The 14,967-nt window shown below is 67.1% G+C and carries 14 protein-coding genes; 6 read left to right on the forward strand and 8 right to left on the reverse strand.

Features of this window, described 5'->3' with window-relative positions; translation table 11 throughout:
* Positions 1-72 precede the first annotated feature (72 nt).
* The 3 genes from HG262_RS27005 to HG262_RS27015 are packed head-to-tail and all read left to right on the forward strand — an operon-like array spanning position 73 to position 1,894.
* Positions 73-648, forward strand: a complete 576-nt coding sequence (locus HG262_RS27005) for a chromate transporter (RefSeq protein ID WP_169273945.1) — start codon at positions 73-75, stop codon at positions 646-648.
* Positions 645-1,169, forward strand: coding sequence for a chromate transporter (locus tag HG262_RS27010; protein ID WP_169273946.1), 525 nt, complete (start codon positions 645-647; stop codon positions 1,167-1,169). Before HG262_RS27005 ends, HG262_RS27010 begins: the two co-directional genes overlap by 4 nt.
* A gap of 32 nt (positions 1,170-1,201) precedes the next feature.
* On the forward strand, positions 1,202-1,894 hold the full coding sequence (locus HG262_RS27015; protein ID WP_169273947.1) for a DUF1345 domain-containing protein: 693 nt from the start codon (positions 1,202-1,204) through the stop codon (positions 1,892-1,894).
* 150 nt (positions 1,895-2,044) lie between these two features.
* Here the strand turns inward: HG262_RS27015 and HG262_RS27020 are convergent, their stop codons facing one another.
* From HG262_RS27020 to HG262_RS27050, 7 genes are all read right to left on the reverse strand, one after another.
* Complete coding sequence (locus HG262_RS27020) at positions 2,045-3,166, reverse strand: class I SAM-dependent methyltransferase (RefSeq protein WP_169273948.1); 1,122 nt, start codon at positions 3,164-3,166, stop codon at positions 2,045-2,047.
* Between the two features lie 155 nt (positions 3,167-3,321).
* Positions 3,322-4,989 (reverse strand): OFA family MFS transporter, encoded by a 1,668-nt coding sequence (locus HG262_RS27025; RefSeq protein WP_169273949.1) that lies wholly within the window; start codon positions 4,987-4,989, stop codon positions 3,322-3,324.
* 116 nt (positions 4,990-5,105) lie between these two features.
* Positions 5,106-5,363, reverse strand: coding sequence for a formate dehydrogenase subunit delta (locus HG262_RS27030; protein WP_169273950.1), 258 nt, complete (start codon positions 5,361-5,363; stop codon positions 5,106-5,108).
* Positions 5,364-5,381: 18 nt separating this feature from the next.
* On the reverse strand, positions 5,382-6,203 hold the full coding sequence (fdhD, locus tag HG262_RS27035; protein ID WP_169273951.1) for a formate dehydrogenase accessory sulfurtransferase FdhD: 822 nt from the start codon (positions 6,201-6,203) through the stop codon (positions 5,382-5,384).
* Positions 6,204-6,232: 29 nt separating this feature from the next.
* On the reverse strand, positions 6,233-9,109 hold the full coding sequence (gene fdhF / locus HG262_RS27040; protein WP_169273952.1) for a formate dehydrogenase subunit alpha: 2,877 nt from the start codon (positions 9,107-9,109) through the stop codon (positions 6,233-6,235).
* 15 nt (positions 9,110-9,124) lie between these two features.
* The gene (locus tag HG262_RS27045; RefSeq protein WP_169273953.1) at positions 9,125-10,702 is read right to left on the reverse strand and encodes an NADH-quinone oxidoreductase subunit NuoF; all 1,578 of its coding nucleotides are present in this window, start codon (positions 10,700-10,702) and stop codon (positions 9,125-9,127) included.
* Positions 10,699-11,256, reverse strand: coding sequence for a formate dehydrogenase subunit gamma (locus tag HG262_RS27050; RefSeq protein WP_169273954.1), 558 nt, complete (start codon positions 11,254-11,256; stop codon positions 10,699-10,701). The genes HG262_RS27045 and HG262_RS27050 overlap by 4 nt, the downstream gene beginning before the upstream one ends.
* Positions 11,257-11,414: 158 nt before the next feature.
* On the opposite strand from HG262_RS27050, the gene HG262_RS27055 reads away from it, so the two are divergent.
* The 3 genes from HG262_RS27055 to mobA are packed head-to-tail and all read left to right on the forward strand — an operon-like array spanning position 11,415 to position 14,297.
* A complete protein-coding gene (locus HG262_RS27055; protein WP_169273955.1) occupies positions 11,415-12,524 on the forward strand; it encodes a substrate-binding domain-containing protein in 1,110 nt (369 codons plus the stop codon).
* A 35-nt stretch (positions 12,525-12,559) separates the two neighbouring features.
* A complete protein-coding gene (moaA, locus tag HG262_RS27060) occupies positions 12,560-13,675 on the forward strand; it encodes a GTP 3',8-cyclase MoaA (RefSeq protein WP_169273956.1) in 1,116 nt (371 codons plus the stop codon).
* Positions 13,668-14,297 carry a molybdenum cofactor guanylyltransferase MobA gene (mobA, locus tag HG262_RS27065; protein ID WP_348984428.1) on the forward strand — a complete coding sequence of 210 codons (630 nt, stop codon included), beginning with the start codon at positions 13,668-13,670 and terminating at the stop codon, positions 14,295-14,297. Before moaA ends, mobA begins: the two co-directional genes overlap by 8 nt.
* On the opposite strand, the gene HG262_RS27070 is transcribed toward mobA, so the two are convergent.
* The coding region (locus HG262_RS27070) for a molybdopterin molybdotransferase MoeA (protein WP_169273957.1) at positions 14,270-14,967 on the reverse strand (698 nt) is incomplete at its 5' end. The genes mobA and HG262_RS27070 overlap by 28 nt on opposite strands.

Below are 14,967 nucleotides of genomic sequence, written 5' to 3' on the forward strand. Positions count from 1 at the left end.
ATTTCGTTATTCCTTTCTTGGCGCGGCGATGCGCCCGTCCTAGTTCACCGGCCCTCTGCCGGTCATAACAACATGAATGCAGCACTTTCCACCTCTGAGGCCGACCTTCGGCCTCCTCCCACTTGCGGGCAGTTGTTCTACGGTTTCCTTATGCTTGGCCTGACGGCGTTCGGCGGTGCGCTGCCCCTGGCGCGCCGCATGGTGGTCGAGAAGCACCGCTGGCTGAGCGGACCTGAATTTACCGACCTGCTTGGCCTGTGCCAGTTCCTGCCAGGCGGCAACATCATCAACCTGTCGGTCGCGCTGGGCATGAAATTCCGCGGGCCCCGCGGCGCGTTCGCGGCGCTGATGGGCCTGATCCTGGCGCCGTCGGCCATCGTCATCCTGCTGGGCATGGTGTACGACCGGTTCCAGAACGATCCCCACATCCAGCATTTGTTCGCCGGCCTGGCGGCGGCGGCGGCGGGGTTGCTGATTTCGATGGCGGTCAAGATCGGGGTGCCCGTGATCAAGCGCCGCGACTGGCTGGCCGGTGTGGTGGCCACGCTCTGTTTCGTGGCGATCGCGGTGCTGCGCATTCCGTTGCTGCCGACGATGGCCGTGCTGACGCCATTGAGCATCCTGCTGGTCTGGAGGCAACGTCGATGATCCACACCCTGATTTCACTGGCCCTGATCTTCTCTCAGCTATCCGTGCTGGCGTTCGGCGGCGGCAACACCATCCTGCCCGAGATGCAGCGTCAGGTCGTGGACGTGCACGGCTGGATGACGGCGGCCGATTTTTCCGCGCTGTTCGCCTTGGGCCAGGCCGCGCCGGGCCCCAACCTGATGGTGGTCACGCTGGTCGGTTGGCATGTGGCGGGCGGGTGGGGCGTGCTTGTCACGACCATCGCCAAATTCGGTCCGTCCTCGCTGATCACCATCCTGGCGCTGGGCTTGTGGGAACGCTTCAAAGACCGCCCATGGCGCGGCGTGATCCAGGCCGGCATCTTCCCGATGACCGTCGGGCTGGTCGCTGCCAGCGCCGCGCTGATCACCGAGGCCTCGGTGCACACCTGGCTGCTGGGGGCGATCACCGCCGCGGTGGCGTTGTTGGGCAGCGCGACGCGCATCCATCCGCTGTGGCTGCTGTTCGGCGGCGCGCTGGTGGGTTTGCTGGCGATCGGTTAGCGTTAGAGCTCTTGCCGCGCGTAGGAGCCCCCATGACGAAGCCCATCCCGGACGATCCGCAAGCCGAAGATCCCGTGGCGTCCGTCGAAAGCCTGCCCTTCTTTCATGCGCACCGCCGGCTGGTGCTGTGCGGCCTGTTGTTCGTGGTGGCGGGCGGCGTCGCCTATGTGCTGGGCCGCTCGCCCAGCCTGGCGCTGTTGCTGGGCTTCGATGCGGCCGCGCTGGTGTTCCTGGTGGTGACGGCGCGGGCGTTCGGCAAGGCCAGTCCGGCGTCCATGCGCGTGCACGCCAAGCAGCAGGACGTGGGGCGCCTGGGCGTGCTGTGGAGCAGCGTGGCGCTGTCCTGCATGGTGATGGTCGCGCTGTGGGTGGAACTGCGCGGCGAAAGCAATGCGGGGGGAGTGGTGGACATGCTGGCCGCGGCCGCCACCATCGTGCTGTCGTGGCTGTACATGAACATGATCTTCGCTCTGCATTACGCGCATGGCTATTACGGCCACCGGTCCGGCACGCACAAGGGCCTGGATTTTCCGGGCACGCAAGAACCCGACTACTGGGATTTCGCGTATTTTGCGCTGGTGCTGGGGATGACGTTCCAGGTGTCGGACGTGCAGATCGTCAACCGGCGCGTGCGCCGCATGGCGCTGATGCATAGCGTGATCGCGTTCTTTTTCAACGTGTTCATCATCGCGATCAGCGTGAACGTGGCAGCCGGAAAAGCCTAAGGGGGAGGGGCCCCCACGCCGCGCACGCTGCGCGCGCTTGCTGCCCCCCGAGGGGGCGTTTTCCCCCTTGGGGCGGCCCGGCGGGGGAAAGGGGCCCCCACGCCACGCACGCTGTGCGCGCTTGCTGCCCCCTCGAAGAGATTGCGGCGTTCAGGCGGCGGCGCCCAATCTCCACAAGGACGTGACTTCCTTCGAGCGCGCCGCGTACAGCGGATCGCTCGGGTCCTTGGCGCGTGCGTGCGTGGGGCGGGTGTCGATGCGTTCGATGACGCGCAAGCCCGCCGTCTCGATCATTTCCATCAACTGTTCGCGGGTACGCAGGCCCAGGTGTTCGGCGAGATCCGACAGGATCAGCCAGCCTTCGCCGCTGGGCGTCAGGTGGGCGGTCAGACCGTTCAGGAAACCCCGCAGCATGCGGCTGTCGGGGTCATAGACGGCGTGTTCGACGGGCGAGCTGGGGCGGGCGGGCAGCCACGGCGGGTTGCAGACGATCAGCGATACCCGGCCTTCGGGGAACAGGTCGGCTTCGACCACGTCGACTTGCTTGGCCAGGCCCAGGCGTTCCAGGTTTTCACGAGCGCAAGCCAGCGCGCGCGGATCCTGGTCGGTGGCGATGACGCGCTTGCCGCCGCGGCGCGCGATCACCGCAGCCAGCACGCCGGTGCCGGTGCCGATGTCGAAGGCGACGCCGCCACGCGGCATCGGGGTGTTCGCCACCAGTTCCACGTATTCGCCGCGCAGCGGGGAAAACACGCCGTAGTGCGGGTGGATGCGATTGTTCAGGGCGGGAATCTCCACGCCCTTCTTGCGCCATTCAAAGGCGCCGATCAGGCCCAGCAATTCGCGCAGCGACGCCACATAGGGCTCGTCGGCCGGGCCGTGGACTTCTTCGCAGGCTTGCCGGGCGTCGGGCGCGCGGCGCAGCGAAATGCCGTGGCCGGCGTCAAACGGAATCAGCAGCATGCCCAGGATGCGGGCGCGCTGCGACTGGATCTGGCGGTGCTGGTTGAAGGCTTCCAGCAAGGTTTCCACGGGTTTGCGGGGACGCTTGTCCACGCGCCGGGTCATCGCTTGCAGCAGCAGGCGGGCGTTCTGGAAGTCGCCGCGCCACAGCAGGCCCACGCCTTCGCAGGCCTGGCGATAGGCCATGTCCGCAGTCAGGGTGTCGTCCACCACCACCACGCGCTTGGGCGGCGTTGCGCCGGTTTCAGAGCGCCAGCGGGCGGAATGGGGGACATTGTTTTCTTCCCAGTGCAATTCAGGGGCGGTCAATACGGCGCTCCGGTAAAGACGGGGGGATGGGGCAGGATCATGGGGCAGGAGAGATAAAAAGAAAGGGCGCGGGCTGCCAATGTAGCAGTTTCGCGCCCTTGGACGTTGCCCGGCGTCTCGGGAGGCCCCAAGGCGCCGCGCGGCCGGACTGGCTTCTAGTGGAACAGGACGACTGCCTTCTGCAGCGTGATCCAGATGCCCCAGGCCAGCGGAATGCCCACGCAAGCCCAGGCGAACAGCACCAGGGCGACCGGCGTGCGGAACGTGGAGGTGCCGACCCCATGGGTTTCGGCGGCGGCGGCGCGCTCGTGCGCCAGCGCTTTTTCGTGCGCGAGTTCCTCGTCCGTCATGAAGTACTTCGGGTTCACCGGGCGGATCGCCAGGTTGCACAGGAAGCCCACGACCAGCATGCCCGCCAGGATGTACATGGTGATGTCGTAGACCTGCGCGCGCGGCACGCCGATCGACAACTGGTATTCGCGGATGTAGTTCACCAGCACCGGCCCGAAGATGCCCGCCGCCGACCACGCCGTGAGCAGGCGGCCGTGGATGGCGCCCACCATCTGCGTGCCGAACAGGTCGGCCAGGTAGGCCGGTACGGTCGCGAACCCGCCGCCGTACATCGACAGAATCACGCAGAAGGCCGCCACGAAGAGGGCCAGGGCGCCGATATGCGCGGTCCACGGGATGGCGGAATACAGCACGAAGCCCAGCACCAGGAAGACCAGATAGGTCGTCTTGCGGCCCAGCTTGTCGGACAGGCTGGCCCAGAAAAAACGGCCGCCGATGTTGAACAGGCTGAGCAGGCCGGTAAAGCCTGCCGCGATGGCTGCGATGGCAGCCAGCTGATCCTTGTCCAACTGGCCGAAGCCCAGTTCCGGCTTGTTGATCAGGCCCCCGCCGAACACCTCTTGCAGCAAGGGGGACGCCATGCCCAGGATGCCGATGCCCGCCGTCACGTTCAGGCACAGCACCAGCCACACCAGCCAGAATTGCGGCACGCCCCAGACGCGCTTCACATGGACGTGGCCCTTGGTGATCATCGCATTGTTGGCGTGCTTGGCAGGCGCCGTCCAGCCGTCCGGCTTCCAGCCCGTGGGCGGCACGCGGTAGCCCAGCGCACCGGACATCATGAAGATGAAATACACCACGGCCATGGTCAGGAACGTCTGCCAGACGCCGGGCGAGGTCGGCGTGGCGAAGTGGCGCATCAGCAGGTCGGCAAGCGGCGCCCCGATCATGGCGCCGCCGCCGAAGCCCATGATGGCCATGCCGGTCGCCATGCCGCGACGGTCCGGAAACCACTTGATGAGCGTGCTGACAGGCGAGATATAGCCCAGCCCCAGCCCGATGCCGCCGATGACGCCCGACCCCAGCCACAGCATCCACATCTGGTGCAGATATACGCCGATCGCCGAGATGACCAGGCCGCCGCACCAGCACAGGGCCGACACCACGCCCGCTTTGCGCGGGCCGGCGCGTTCCAGCCAGCCGCCCCACAGCGCCGCCGAACACCCCAGCAGCACGAAGAACAGGGTGTACATCCACCCCATGGTGGAAATCTTCCAGTCGCAACTGGTGGTGAACAGTTCGGCGGCCAGGCTCATGTCGGCCGGGCAGGCCAGCGGTTTGGTCCCGCCCACCATCTTGGACAAGGGCAGCCAGAAGACCGAGAAGCCGTAGGCCATGCCGATGCACAAATGGATGGCCAGGGCGGCCGGCGGCACGAGCCAGCGCGAGAATCCCGGGCCGGCGATGGTGCGTTCTTTGTCAAAAAAACCCGGCCTTGAGCCGGGCAGGTCCAGGGTGGCGGTGCTTTCCATATTGTCTCCTCAGGGGGGCGGCTTTATCGCGCGCGTCGACCGGAACTGAAACGGTGGCGCGGCCTCTTTTTGAATCCGTCACTGCTTGCTGACTGCGGTAAAGCGAGGGTTCCCGGCTATCCCACGCGGGGCGCGGGCGTCAGGCGCTGGCGGTTCTGCGTGACCGCGTCCAGCACCAGGGGATGCAACTGTTCTTCGCCGGCATTGCCGTCAGGGCGTTGCGCCAGGAAACCCAGCAGCTCGTTGCGCATGCGGGGTTCCCAGAACTTGTGGATATGGTTGGTCACGCCTTCCAGCGCTTCGTGCCGGTCCGGCATGGCGTCGAAGAATTGGCCGATGCGGTTGGCCATGCGGATGAGGTTGCCGATTTCCATTGCGTGTCGGGGTCCGGTTCAGGGGATAAGGCGGTCGGGGTGGGAATAGAGCGTGGCATCGTCGTTGCGGAGGAACCCCACCAGGCTGACGTTGGCGTCCTCTGCCAGGCGGATGGCCAGGGCGGTGGGGGCGGACACGGCCGCCAGCACGGCTACGCCGGCCGCGGCCGTCTTCTGCACCATTTCGAAGCTGGCCCGGCTGGACACCAGCACGATGCCGTCGCTGGCATGCATGGCTTGGCGCGCCAGCGCGCCCACCAGCTTGTCCAGCGCGTTGTGACGGCCCACATCTTCGCGCACCAGCGCGACGCCACCGTCCGCGCCGGCCCAGCCCGCCGCATGGGTCGCGCCCGTGATGTCGTGCAGCGCCTGGCGGGCACGCATGTCGCGCATGGCCGCAAGCACCGATTGGATGCGCACGGGCGACCCGTTGGTCACGGGCGCCACCGGGCGCAGCACCTCCGGCAGTGTCTCCACGCCGCACAAGCCGCAGCCGGTGCGTCCGGCCATGGCGCGCCGCCGTGTTTTCAGCCGCACTTCGCAGGCGCTGGAGATCTCCAACTGGATCACAATGCCGTCGCACTGCGGCAGCAGGTCGATGCCGCGCACGTCGTTGACGCCGTCGATGATGCCTTCCGACAGCGCGAAGCCCACGGCGAAGTCTTCCAGGTCGGCAGGCGTGGCCAGCATGGTGGCGTGGCTGATACCGTTGAATTCCAGCGCGACCGGGGTCTCCTCGGCGACGAAGTCGGTCTCGGCGGCGGGGGCGATGGCGCCGCCCCGCACGCGCTTGACCTGGGTCTGCGTGCAGTCGGGGCGGGAAGACGGGGGCGTGGTCATGGCATCCAGGGCGGTCGTGGCCGGTAGGGTTATTTCCCGGTCAATGCCGCTTCGCTTTCGCGCGATCGCTCGCGCAGCAGCTTTTGCTGGATATCGGCAAAGCGCGACCACTGGCGCTGCCATTCCGAAGGCTGGGACACGCGCGTGACCTGCACGGCCGTGACTTTGTATTCGGGGCAGTTGGTCGCCCAGTCGGAGGCGTCCGTCGTGACGACGTTGGCGCCGGATTCGGGAAAGTGGAACGTGGTGTATACCACGCCCGGCTGCACCCGGTCGGTCAGCGTCGCGCGCAGGACGGTTTCGCCCGCGCGGCTCTGGATGCCCACCCAATCGCCTTCGGCCACGCCCCGGTCTTCGGCATCCTGCGGATGCAGTTCCAGCACGTCTTCGCCATGCCACATGACGTTGGGCGTGCGCCGGGTCTGCGCGCCTACGTTGTATTGGGACAGGATGCGGCCCGTCGTCAGCAGCAGCGGGAAGTGCCGCGTGCTGCGTTCATCGGTGGGCACGTACTTGGTGATCATGAACTTGCCCTTGCCGCGCACGAAGGCGTCGATGTGCATGATGGGCGTGCCTTCGGGCGCGTCGTCGTTGCACGGCCACTGCAGGCTGCCCAGCTTGTCCAGCTTGTCGTAGCTGACGCCCGAGAACGTCGGTGTCAGCCGGGCGATCTCTTCCATGATCTCGCGCGGGTGCTTGTAGTTCATGGGGTAGCCCAGCGCGTTCGACAGCGCCACCGTCACTTCCCAGTCCGACTTGCCGTTCTTGGGTTCCATCACCTTGCGCACGCGGGAAATACGGCGTTCGGCATTGGTGAAGGTGCCGTCTTTTTCCAGGAATGACGAGCCCGGCAGGAACACGTGCGCGTACTTGGCGGTCTCGTTCAGGAACAGGTCCTGCACCACGATGCACTCCATCGCGGCCAGCGACGCCGCCACGTGCTGCGTGTTGGGGTCGGACTGCACAATGTCCTCACCCTGGCAGTACAGACCCTTGAACGAACCGCCCAGCGCGGCTTCGAACATGTTCGGAATGCGCAGGCCGGGCTCGGGTTGCAGCGTCACGCCCCAGTCCTTTTCGAACTGGGCGCGGACCGCGTTGTCCGAAATGTGTCGGTAGCCGGGCAGTTCGTGCGGGAACGAGCCCATGTCGCACGAGCCCTGCACGTTGTTCTGCCCGCGCAGCGGGTTCACGCCCACGCCCTCGCGGCCGATGTTGCCGGTAGCCATCGCCAGGTTGGCAATGGCCATCACGGTGGTGGACCCCTGGCTGTGTTCAGTCACGCCCAGGCCGTAGTAGATGGAGCCGTTGCCGCCGGTGGCGAACAGGCGGGCCGCGCCGCGCACGGCCTGCGCCGGCACGCCGGTGATTTCCTCCATGGCTTCGGGAGAATTCTCGGGCAACGACACGAAGTCGCGCCATTCGTTGAACGCCTTGGTTTCGCAGCGCTCGGCCACGAAGGCGTCGTCGATCAGGCCTTCGGTGGCGATCACGTGGGCCAGCGACGACAGCAGTGCGGTGTTGGTGCCGGGCCGCACCTGCAGGTGGAAATCGGCCTTGATGTGCGGCGAGCTCACCAGCTCGATGCGGCGCGGGTCGATCACGATCAGACGCGCACCCTGGCGCAGCCGGCGCTTCAGGCGCGAGGCGAACACCGGGTGGCCGCTGCTGGGGTTGGCGCCCATCACGATGACGACGTCGGTGTGCATTACCGAATCGAAGGTCTGCGTGCCGGCGGATTCGCCCAGGGTCTGTTTCAGGCCGTAGCCGGTGGGCGAATGGCACACGCGCGCGCAGGTGTCGACGTTATTGGTGCCGAACGCCGCGCGCACCAGCTTCTGCACCAGCCAGGTCTCTTCGTTGGTGCAGCGCGAGGACGTGATGCCGCCGACCGCGTCGCGGCCGTACTGGCTTTGGATGCGGCGGAATTCGGACGCCGCGTAGTGGATCGCCTCGTCCCAGGACACTTCCTTCCAGGAGTCGGTGATGTGCTTGCGGATCATGGGCTTGAGCACGCGTTCCTTGTGCGTCGCGTAGCCCCAGGCGAAGCGGCCCTTCACGCAGGAATGCCCGCGGTTGGCCTGGCCGTCTTTCCACGGCACCATGCGCACGACTTCCTGGCCCTTCATTTCGGCCTTGAACCCGCAGCCCACGCCGCAATAGGCGCACGTGGTCACGACCGAGTGTTCGGCCTGCCCCATCATGATGACGGTCTTTTCCTGCAGGGTAGAGGTCGGACAGGCCTGCACGCAGGCGCCGCAGGACACGCATTCGCTATCCAGGAACGGCTGGTCCTGCCCCGGCGACACGCGCGAATCGAAGCCCTTGCCCGAGATCGTCAGCGCAAAGGTGCCCTGTGTTTCCTCACAGGCGCGCACGCAGCGGTTGCAGACGATGCACTTGGACGCGTCGTAGCTGAAGTAGGGGTTGGAATCGTCGGTCTTGGCCTTCAGGTGGTTGGCGCCGTCATAGCCGTAGCGCACGTTGCGCAGGCCCACCACGCCCGCCATGTCCTGCAATTCGCAGTCGCCGTTGGCCGGGCAGGTCAGGCAGTCCAGCGGATGGTCCGAGATGTACAGCTCCATGACGCCGCGGCGCAGGTCGTGCAGCTTGGGCGTTTCGGTGTACACCACCATGCCGTTTTCGGCCGGCGTGGTGCACGAGGCCGGATAGCCGCGGCGGCCTTCGATCTGCACCAGGCAAAGCCGGCACGAGCCGAAGGGCTCCAGGCTGTCGGTGGCGCACAGCTTGGGGATGTTGATGCCGGCCTCGGCGGCGGCGCGCATCAGGGACGTGCCCTCGGCGACGCGGATTTCCTGGCCGTCGATGGTCAGGGTGACGGTTTTTTCCGAGACGCGTTCGGGCGTGCCCAGGTCGCGGTCGCGCTTGATGACAGTTTCTAGCATGTCGGTCTCTCGGGTTCAGGCCGCGTGCGCGGCAGACTGGGAGGACTCGATGCCGAAGTCCTGCGGAAAATGGTTCAGCGCGGACAGCACCGGGTAGGGCGCCATGCCCCCCAGTGCACACAGCGAACCGCCCATCATCGTGTCGCACAGGTCGCGCAGCAAGTGGACCTGCTGTTCGCGCTGCGACGCGTCACCGCCTGCGGCGATCTTGTCCAGGGTTTCGACGCCGCGCGTGGAGCCGATGCGGCAGGGCGTGCATTTGCCGCAGGATTCGATGGCACAGAATTCCATCGCGTAGCGCGCCATGCGCGCCATGTCGACGGTGTCGTCAAACGCCACCAGCCCGCCGTGGCCGATCATGGCCGAAATCTGGATATAGGCCTCGTAGTCCAGCGGCACGTCCCATTGCGATTCCGGCAGATAGGCGCCCAACGGGCCGCCCACCTGCACGGCGCGCAAGGGGCGCCCCGAGGCGCTGCCGCCGCCGAATTCATATAGCAGGTCGCGCAGGCTCAGGCCGAAGGCCTTTTCCACCAGGCCGCCTTGCTTCAGGTTGCCGGCCAACTGGAACGGCAGCGTGCCGTGCGAACGGCCCACGCCGTAATCGCGGTAGTACGCCGCGCCTTTGGCCAGGATGATGGGCACCGTGGCCAGCGAGATCACGTTGTTGATGACCGTGGGCTTGCCGAACAGGCCGGATATCGCTGGCAGCGGCGGCTTGGCGCGGACGACGCCGCGCTTGCCCTCCAGGCTTTCCAGCAGGGACGTTTCTTCGCCGCAGATATAGGCGCCCGCGCCCTTGCGTACTTCCAGGTCGAACACGCGGCCGCTGCCGTGCACGTCGCGGCCCAGCCAGCCCACGCTGCGCGCGCGCGCAATCGCGGCCTCCAGCGTGGCGATGGCGTGCGGGTATTCTGAACGCACGTAGATGTAGCCGTAGGTCGCGCCCACCGCCAGGCCGGCGATGGTCATGCCCTCGATCAGCACATAGGGGTCGCCTTCCATCAGCAGGCGGTCGGCGAACGTGCCCGAATCGCCTTCGTCGGCGTTGCACACGATGTACTTCTGGTCGCTGGGCGACCCGGCCACCGTCTTCCACTTGATGCCGGTCGGGAAGGCCGCGCCGCCGCGGCCGCGCAGGCCCGAGGTGACCATTTCTTCCACGATCTGCGCCGGCTCCATCGCCAGGGCCCGCTTCAGGCCGGCCAATCCGCCGTGCGCGGCGTAATCCTGCAGGGACAGGGGGTCGATCACGCCGACGCGGGAGAACGTCAGCCGTTCCTGGTGCTTCAGGTACGGAATGTCTTCGGTCAGGCCCAGGCGCAGCGGGTGCGCGCCGCCTGCCAGCCAGCCCGCGTCGAATAGCGCCGCCACGTCTTCCGGGGCGACCGGTCCGTAGGCCACGCGGCCGTCGGGCGTGGCGATTTCCACCAGGGGCTCCAGCCACAGCAGCCCGCGCGAACCGTTGCGCACGACCTGCACGGACAGGCCGCGCTCGTCGGCGGCGCGTTCGATGCCGCGCGCGACCGCGTCGGCGTCCATGGCAAGCGCCGCGGCGTCGCGCGGCACGTAGATGACGACGGGGGCGCTCATGGCGTGGCCTCCAGCGTGCGGGTCAGCAGGCGGTCAAGTTTGTCGGGGGTGACCCGGGCGTGCGGCTGGCCGTCGATCATCACGGCGGGCGACTGGGCGCACAGGCCCAGGCAATACACGGGTTCGAGCGTGAAGTTGCCGTCTGCCGTGCTGGCGTGGAAATCGCAGCCCAGCGCGGCGCGCGCGTGGGCGGCCAGATGTTCGCCGCCCATCGCCTGGCAGGATTCGGCGCGGCACACTTCCAGCGTATGGCGCGCGGCCGGCTCACTGCGGAAGTGGGGGTAGAAGGTGATGACGCCGTGGACTTCGGCGCGGGACAGGTTCAGGGCCTCGGCGATGGTTTGCACCGCCTCGGCCGGAATACAGCCCAGCTCGTGCTGGACCTCGTGCAGGACCGGGAGCAAGGGGCCGGGCAGGTCTTTCAGCCGGGTGACGATACGGGCGGTGGCCGCGATGGCGGGAGTGGGGGACGCCTGGGCCGCGTCCAGAGCCAGTTTGCCGCCCCGGGCGCCGCCGCTGGACGCCAAGTCGGATTTTGCCTCGCGCTGATGCACGGTGGTCTCCTCCAGTGTTGCTGGGCCCCGCTTCGGGGGCGTTATGTCGGGTGGTATCCCGGGGTGTTTAATATGTTTTTTAAAACATAAAAAAGTCCCGTCCACCGCATTATTTGTGTACTCTAGCCGCGTAATTCATCGTCTTCAATAAGAAATAAATGACATATAAGTTCCGGATCGGCCTGCGGGCGCAATGGACCTTGGGCAGCGACGATGATTCAGCGGTCGTCGGTGCGGCGGCCGCCGTTACCGCGCCCGTGCCGTTGCAGGACATGCTGGCCCTGCTGGCCGCGATCGACGCCACGGGCAACATCGCAGGCGCTTGCCGGGCCTGCGGCCTGTCGTACCGGCACGCCTGGGGCGTGCTGCGCCGTTTTGAAGGCATCTTCGGCACGCAGCTGCTGATCACCAACCGGCGCCAGGGCACGCAGTTGGCGCCGTTCGCGCAGCGTCTGCTGTGGGCCAACCGCCGCATCGAAGCGCGGCTGATGCCCACGCTGGACAGCATGGCCTCGGAGCTGCAGGAAGAGCTGGAGCGGCTGCTGCCCGAAAGCGGCCCGCACCTGCGGCTGCACGCCAGCCACGGCTTCGCGGTGGAATCGCTGATGCAGCACATGAGCGGCCGCAAGCCCGGGCTGGAACTGCGCTACCGCACGGCGATCGAGGCGCTGGCCTCGCTCGAGCGCCATGAGTGCGACCTGGCGGGATTCCAAGTGCCGCTGGGCGATTTTGAATCGCCCATCATGGAGCGCTATGCGCAGTGGCTGCATGCGGACGAATACGTGCTGATCCACCTGGCTGTGCGCAATACAGGTCTTTTCGTCACCGCCGGCAACCCCAAGCAGATCCGCGGCATGGCGGATCTGGCGCGCCCGGACGTGCGCTTCGTGAACCGCCAGATCGGCTCCAGCACGCGCTATCTGGTGGGACTGATGCTGCAGCGCGCCGGCGTGTCGATCGGCGAGGTCCAGGGCTACGAAACCAATGAATTCACGCATATGGCCATTGCTGCGCACATCGCCAGCGGCATGGCGGACACGGGCGTGGGGGTGGAGACGGCCGCCTGCCGGTTCGGGCTGGATTTCATCCCGCTGGTGCGGGAGCGCTATTTCTTTGCCATCCGCAAGTCGTCGCTGGAGACGCCCGCCATGCAAGACCTGCTGTCCATCATGCGCAGCTTCGATTACGTGGGCTACGTGGGGCAGCTGGTCGGCTACGACGCCCGGGACACCGGGCGGTTACAAACCTTGGAAGAGGCCTTCGCGTAGGCGCGCCGCGCCTCGCGCCGGGATATGATGGCCCTATGAGCAAAGTGATTTTCCTTGCCGACCGCCGGTCCGACCGTTCGGTCTGGCCCGCGCCCGGCGAAGTGCCACCGGACGGGCAGCCCGTGCTGGATAGTCGCGCGCGTCCGTTGCGCGACCTGCGCATCTCGGTCACCGACCGCTGCAATTTCCGCTGCACGTACTGCATGCCGCGCGAAGTGTTCGACAGCAGCTATACCTTCATGCCGCATTCGGACCTGCTGTCCTTCGAAGAGATCAGCCGGCTGGCCGGCATCTTCACGCAACTGGGCGTGGAAAAGATCCGCTTGACGGGCGGCGAGCCGCTGCTGCGCAAGCACATCGAAAACCTGGTGGGCCAACTGGCCGAATTGCGCACGCCCGCCGGCCGCCCGCTGGACCTGACCCTGACGACCAATGGCAGCGTGCTGGCCCGCAAGGCCGCCGCGCTGAAAGCCGCGGGGCTGACGCGTGTCACGGTCAGCCTGGACGCGCTGGACGCCGCCATGTTCCAGGACATGAGCGACAGCGGCTTCACACCCGATGACGTGCTGCGCGGCATCGACGCGGCCGCCAGCGCGGGCCTGGCGCCTGTGAAGGTCAACATGGTGGTGCGGCGCGGTTTGAACGACGGGCAGATCCTGCCCATGGCCGAACGCTTCCGCAACAGCGGCCATATCCTGCGCTTCATTGAATACATGGACGTGGGCAACAGCAACGGCTGGAACCTTGCCGAAGTGGTGCCCAGCCAGGAAGTGCTGGACCGTATCGGCGCCGTCCATCCGCTTGAGCCGGTGCAGGCGAGCGAAATGGGCCGCGTGGCCGAACGCTGGCGCTACCAGGACGGCGGCGGCGAAATCGGTGTCATCTCCAGCGTCACCCATGCGTTCTGCGGCGGCTGTACGCGCGCGCGCCTGTCACCGGAAGGCAAGCTCTTCCTGTGCCTGTTCGCGCACGACGGGCACGACCTGCGGGCGCCGCTGCGCGACGGCGCCACCGACGCCGAACTGGCCGGCATCCTGTCGGGCATCTGGGGGGCGCGCAACGACCACTATTCCGAACTGCGCGGCCGCAACGCAGCGGCTCCCTCGCCGGATCCGGGGCGCAAAGTCGAAATGAGCTATATCGGTGGCTGATGCCGCATCGCCGCCCGTGCGCATCGCCGGCCTGATCCTGGCGGGCGGGCAGGGCTCCCGCATGAACCGGCAAGACAAGGGCCTGGTGCTGCTTGACGGCCAGCCGCTGGTGGCGCACGTGGCGGACCGCCTGGCGCCGCAGGTCGGCCGGCTGATCGTCAGCGCCAACCGCCATCAGGGCCAATACGCGACGTACGGGCAAGTGGTCGAAGACGGCGAGCCGGCGCTGGGCGCGTTCCAAGGGCCTTTGCTGGGCATCGCGGCGGGGCTTGCCGCCGCCGCCCAAGACGACTGGCTGGTGGTCGTGCCTTGCGATACGCCATTCCTGCCCGCCGATCTGGCCGCGCGGCTGATCGGCGCGGCCAGATCGGTCCAGGCACCGCTGGCCTACGCGGTGGCCGGCGGCCAGCGCCATTCCGCCTGCATGGCGATGCACACGTCGCTGCTGCCGGATCTGCGGGCTTACCTGCTGGGGGGTGACCGCAAGGTGGGCCTGTGGCAGGCCCGCGCGGGCGGCGTCCAAGCGCGCTTCGACGACACGCCCGACGCCTTCATGAACGTCAATACGCCAGAAGAACTGGCCGCGGCTGAACGCTATGCCAGCCAGTGGCGCAGGTCGTAGTACGGCACGCGGTCCATATCATTGATCTGCACGTCGGCCGGCAGGCGCGCCAGGCCTGTCGCCCAAGGCATCGAGCTGATCACGCCTGAGCCTTGATGGCCGTAGGCTACCAGTTCGCCGCTGCCGTCGTCGGCCACGCGGCGCTGGACGCGAAGGAATTCCTCGCGGCTGTCCTGGCGGGGGCGTTCGGTGCGCAAAGGCAAGAGGCTGACCGGCGGGAAGATCTCGTCGCGGCCCTGCATGCGCCGCACCAGCGGCGACACCAGCATCGCGAACACGGCATAGGCCGACACCGGATTGCCGGGCAGGCTGACGACGGGTTTGCCGCCAATCTGCGCCAGCGCCACCGGCTTGCCCGGCTTCATGCGCACTTTCCATAGCGACAATTCACCGCCTAGCGTAGCCAGCGCCGGCTTGACCAGATCGCGCTCACCGACCGACACGCCACCCACGCTCAGCACCAGGTCGCAGTCAGCCAAGAGTGTCTTGAACGCGGCCAGCAGGTCGGCTTCGGTATCGCGCGCATGCAGCACATGCACGGGCAGCGCGCCCAGGCCGCGCACCAGCGCAGCCAGCATCGGGCCGTTCGAGTTGTAGATCTGTTCCGGCGCGCGAGGCATGCCGGGCGCCACCAGTTCGTCGCCGGTCGTCAGGATACCGACGCGCAACG

This window comes from Achromobacter sp. Bel (genome assembly GCF_012928505.1).
Taxonomy (GTDB): Bacteria; Pseudomonadota; Gammaproteobacteria; order Burkholderiales; family Burkholderiaceae_B; genus Achromobacter.

Coding starts and splice junctions, on each gene's coding strand:
- HG262_RS27005 (WP_169273945.1), top strand. CDS start 73: ATGAATGCAGCACTTTCCACCTCTGAGGCCGACCTTCGGCCTCCTCCC.
- HG262_RS27010 (WP_169273946.1), top strand. CDS start 645: ATGATCCACACCCTGATTTCACTGGCCCTGATCTTCTCTCAGCTATCC.
- HG262_RS27015 (WP_169273947.1), top strand. CDS start 1,202: ATGACGAAGCCCATCCCGGACGATCCGCAAGCCGAAGATCCCGTGGCG.
- HG262_RS27025 (WP_169273949.1), bottom strand. CDS start 4,989: ATGGAAAGCACCGCCACCCTGGACCTGCCCGGCTCAAGGCCGGGTTTT.
- HG262_RS27030 (WP_169273950.1), bottom strand. CDS start 5,363: ATGGAAATCGGCAACCTCATCCGCATGGCCAACCGCATCGGCCAATTC.
- fdhD (WP_169273951.1), bottom strand. CDS start 6,203: ATGACCACGCCCCCGTCTTCCCGCCCCGACTGCACGCAGACCCAGGTC.
- fdhF (WP_169273952.1), bottom strand. CDS start 9,109: ATGCTAGAAACTGTCATCAAGCGCGACCGCGACCTGGGCACGCCCGAA.
- HG262_RS27045 (WP_169273953.1), bottom strand. CDS start 10,702: ATGAGCGCCCCCGTCGTCATCTACGTGCCGCGCGACGCCGCGGCGCTT.
- HG262_RS27055 (WP_169273955.1), top strand. CDS start 11,415: ATGACATATAAGTTCCGGATCGGCCTGCGGGCGCAATGGACCTTGGGC.
- moaA (WP_169273956.1), top strand. CDS start 12,560: ATGAGCAAAGTGATTTTCCTTGCCGACCGCCGGTCCGACCGTTCGGTC.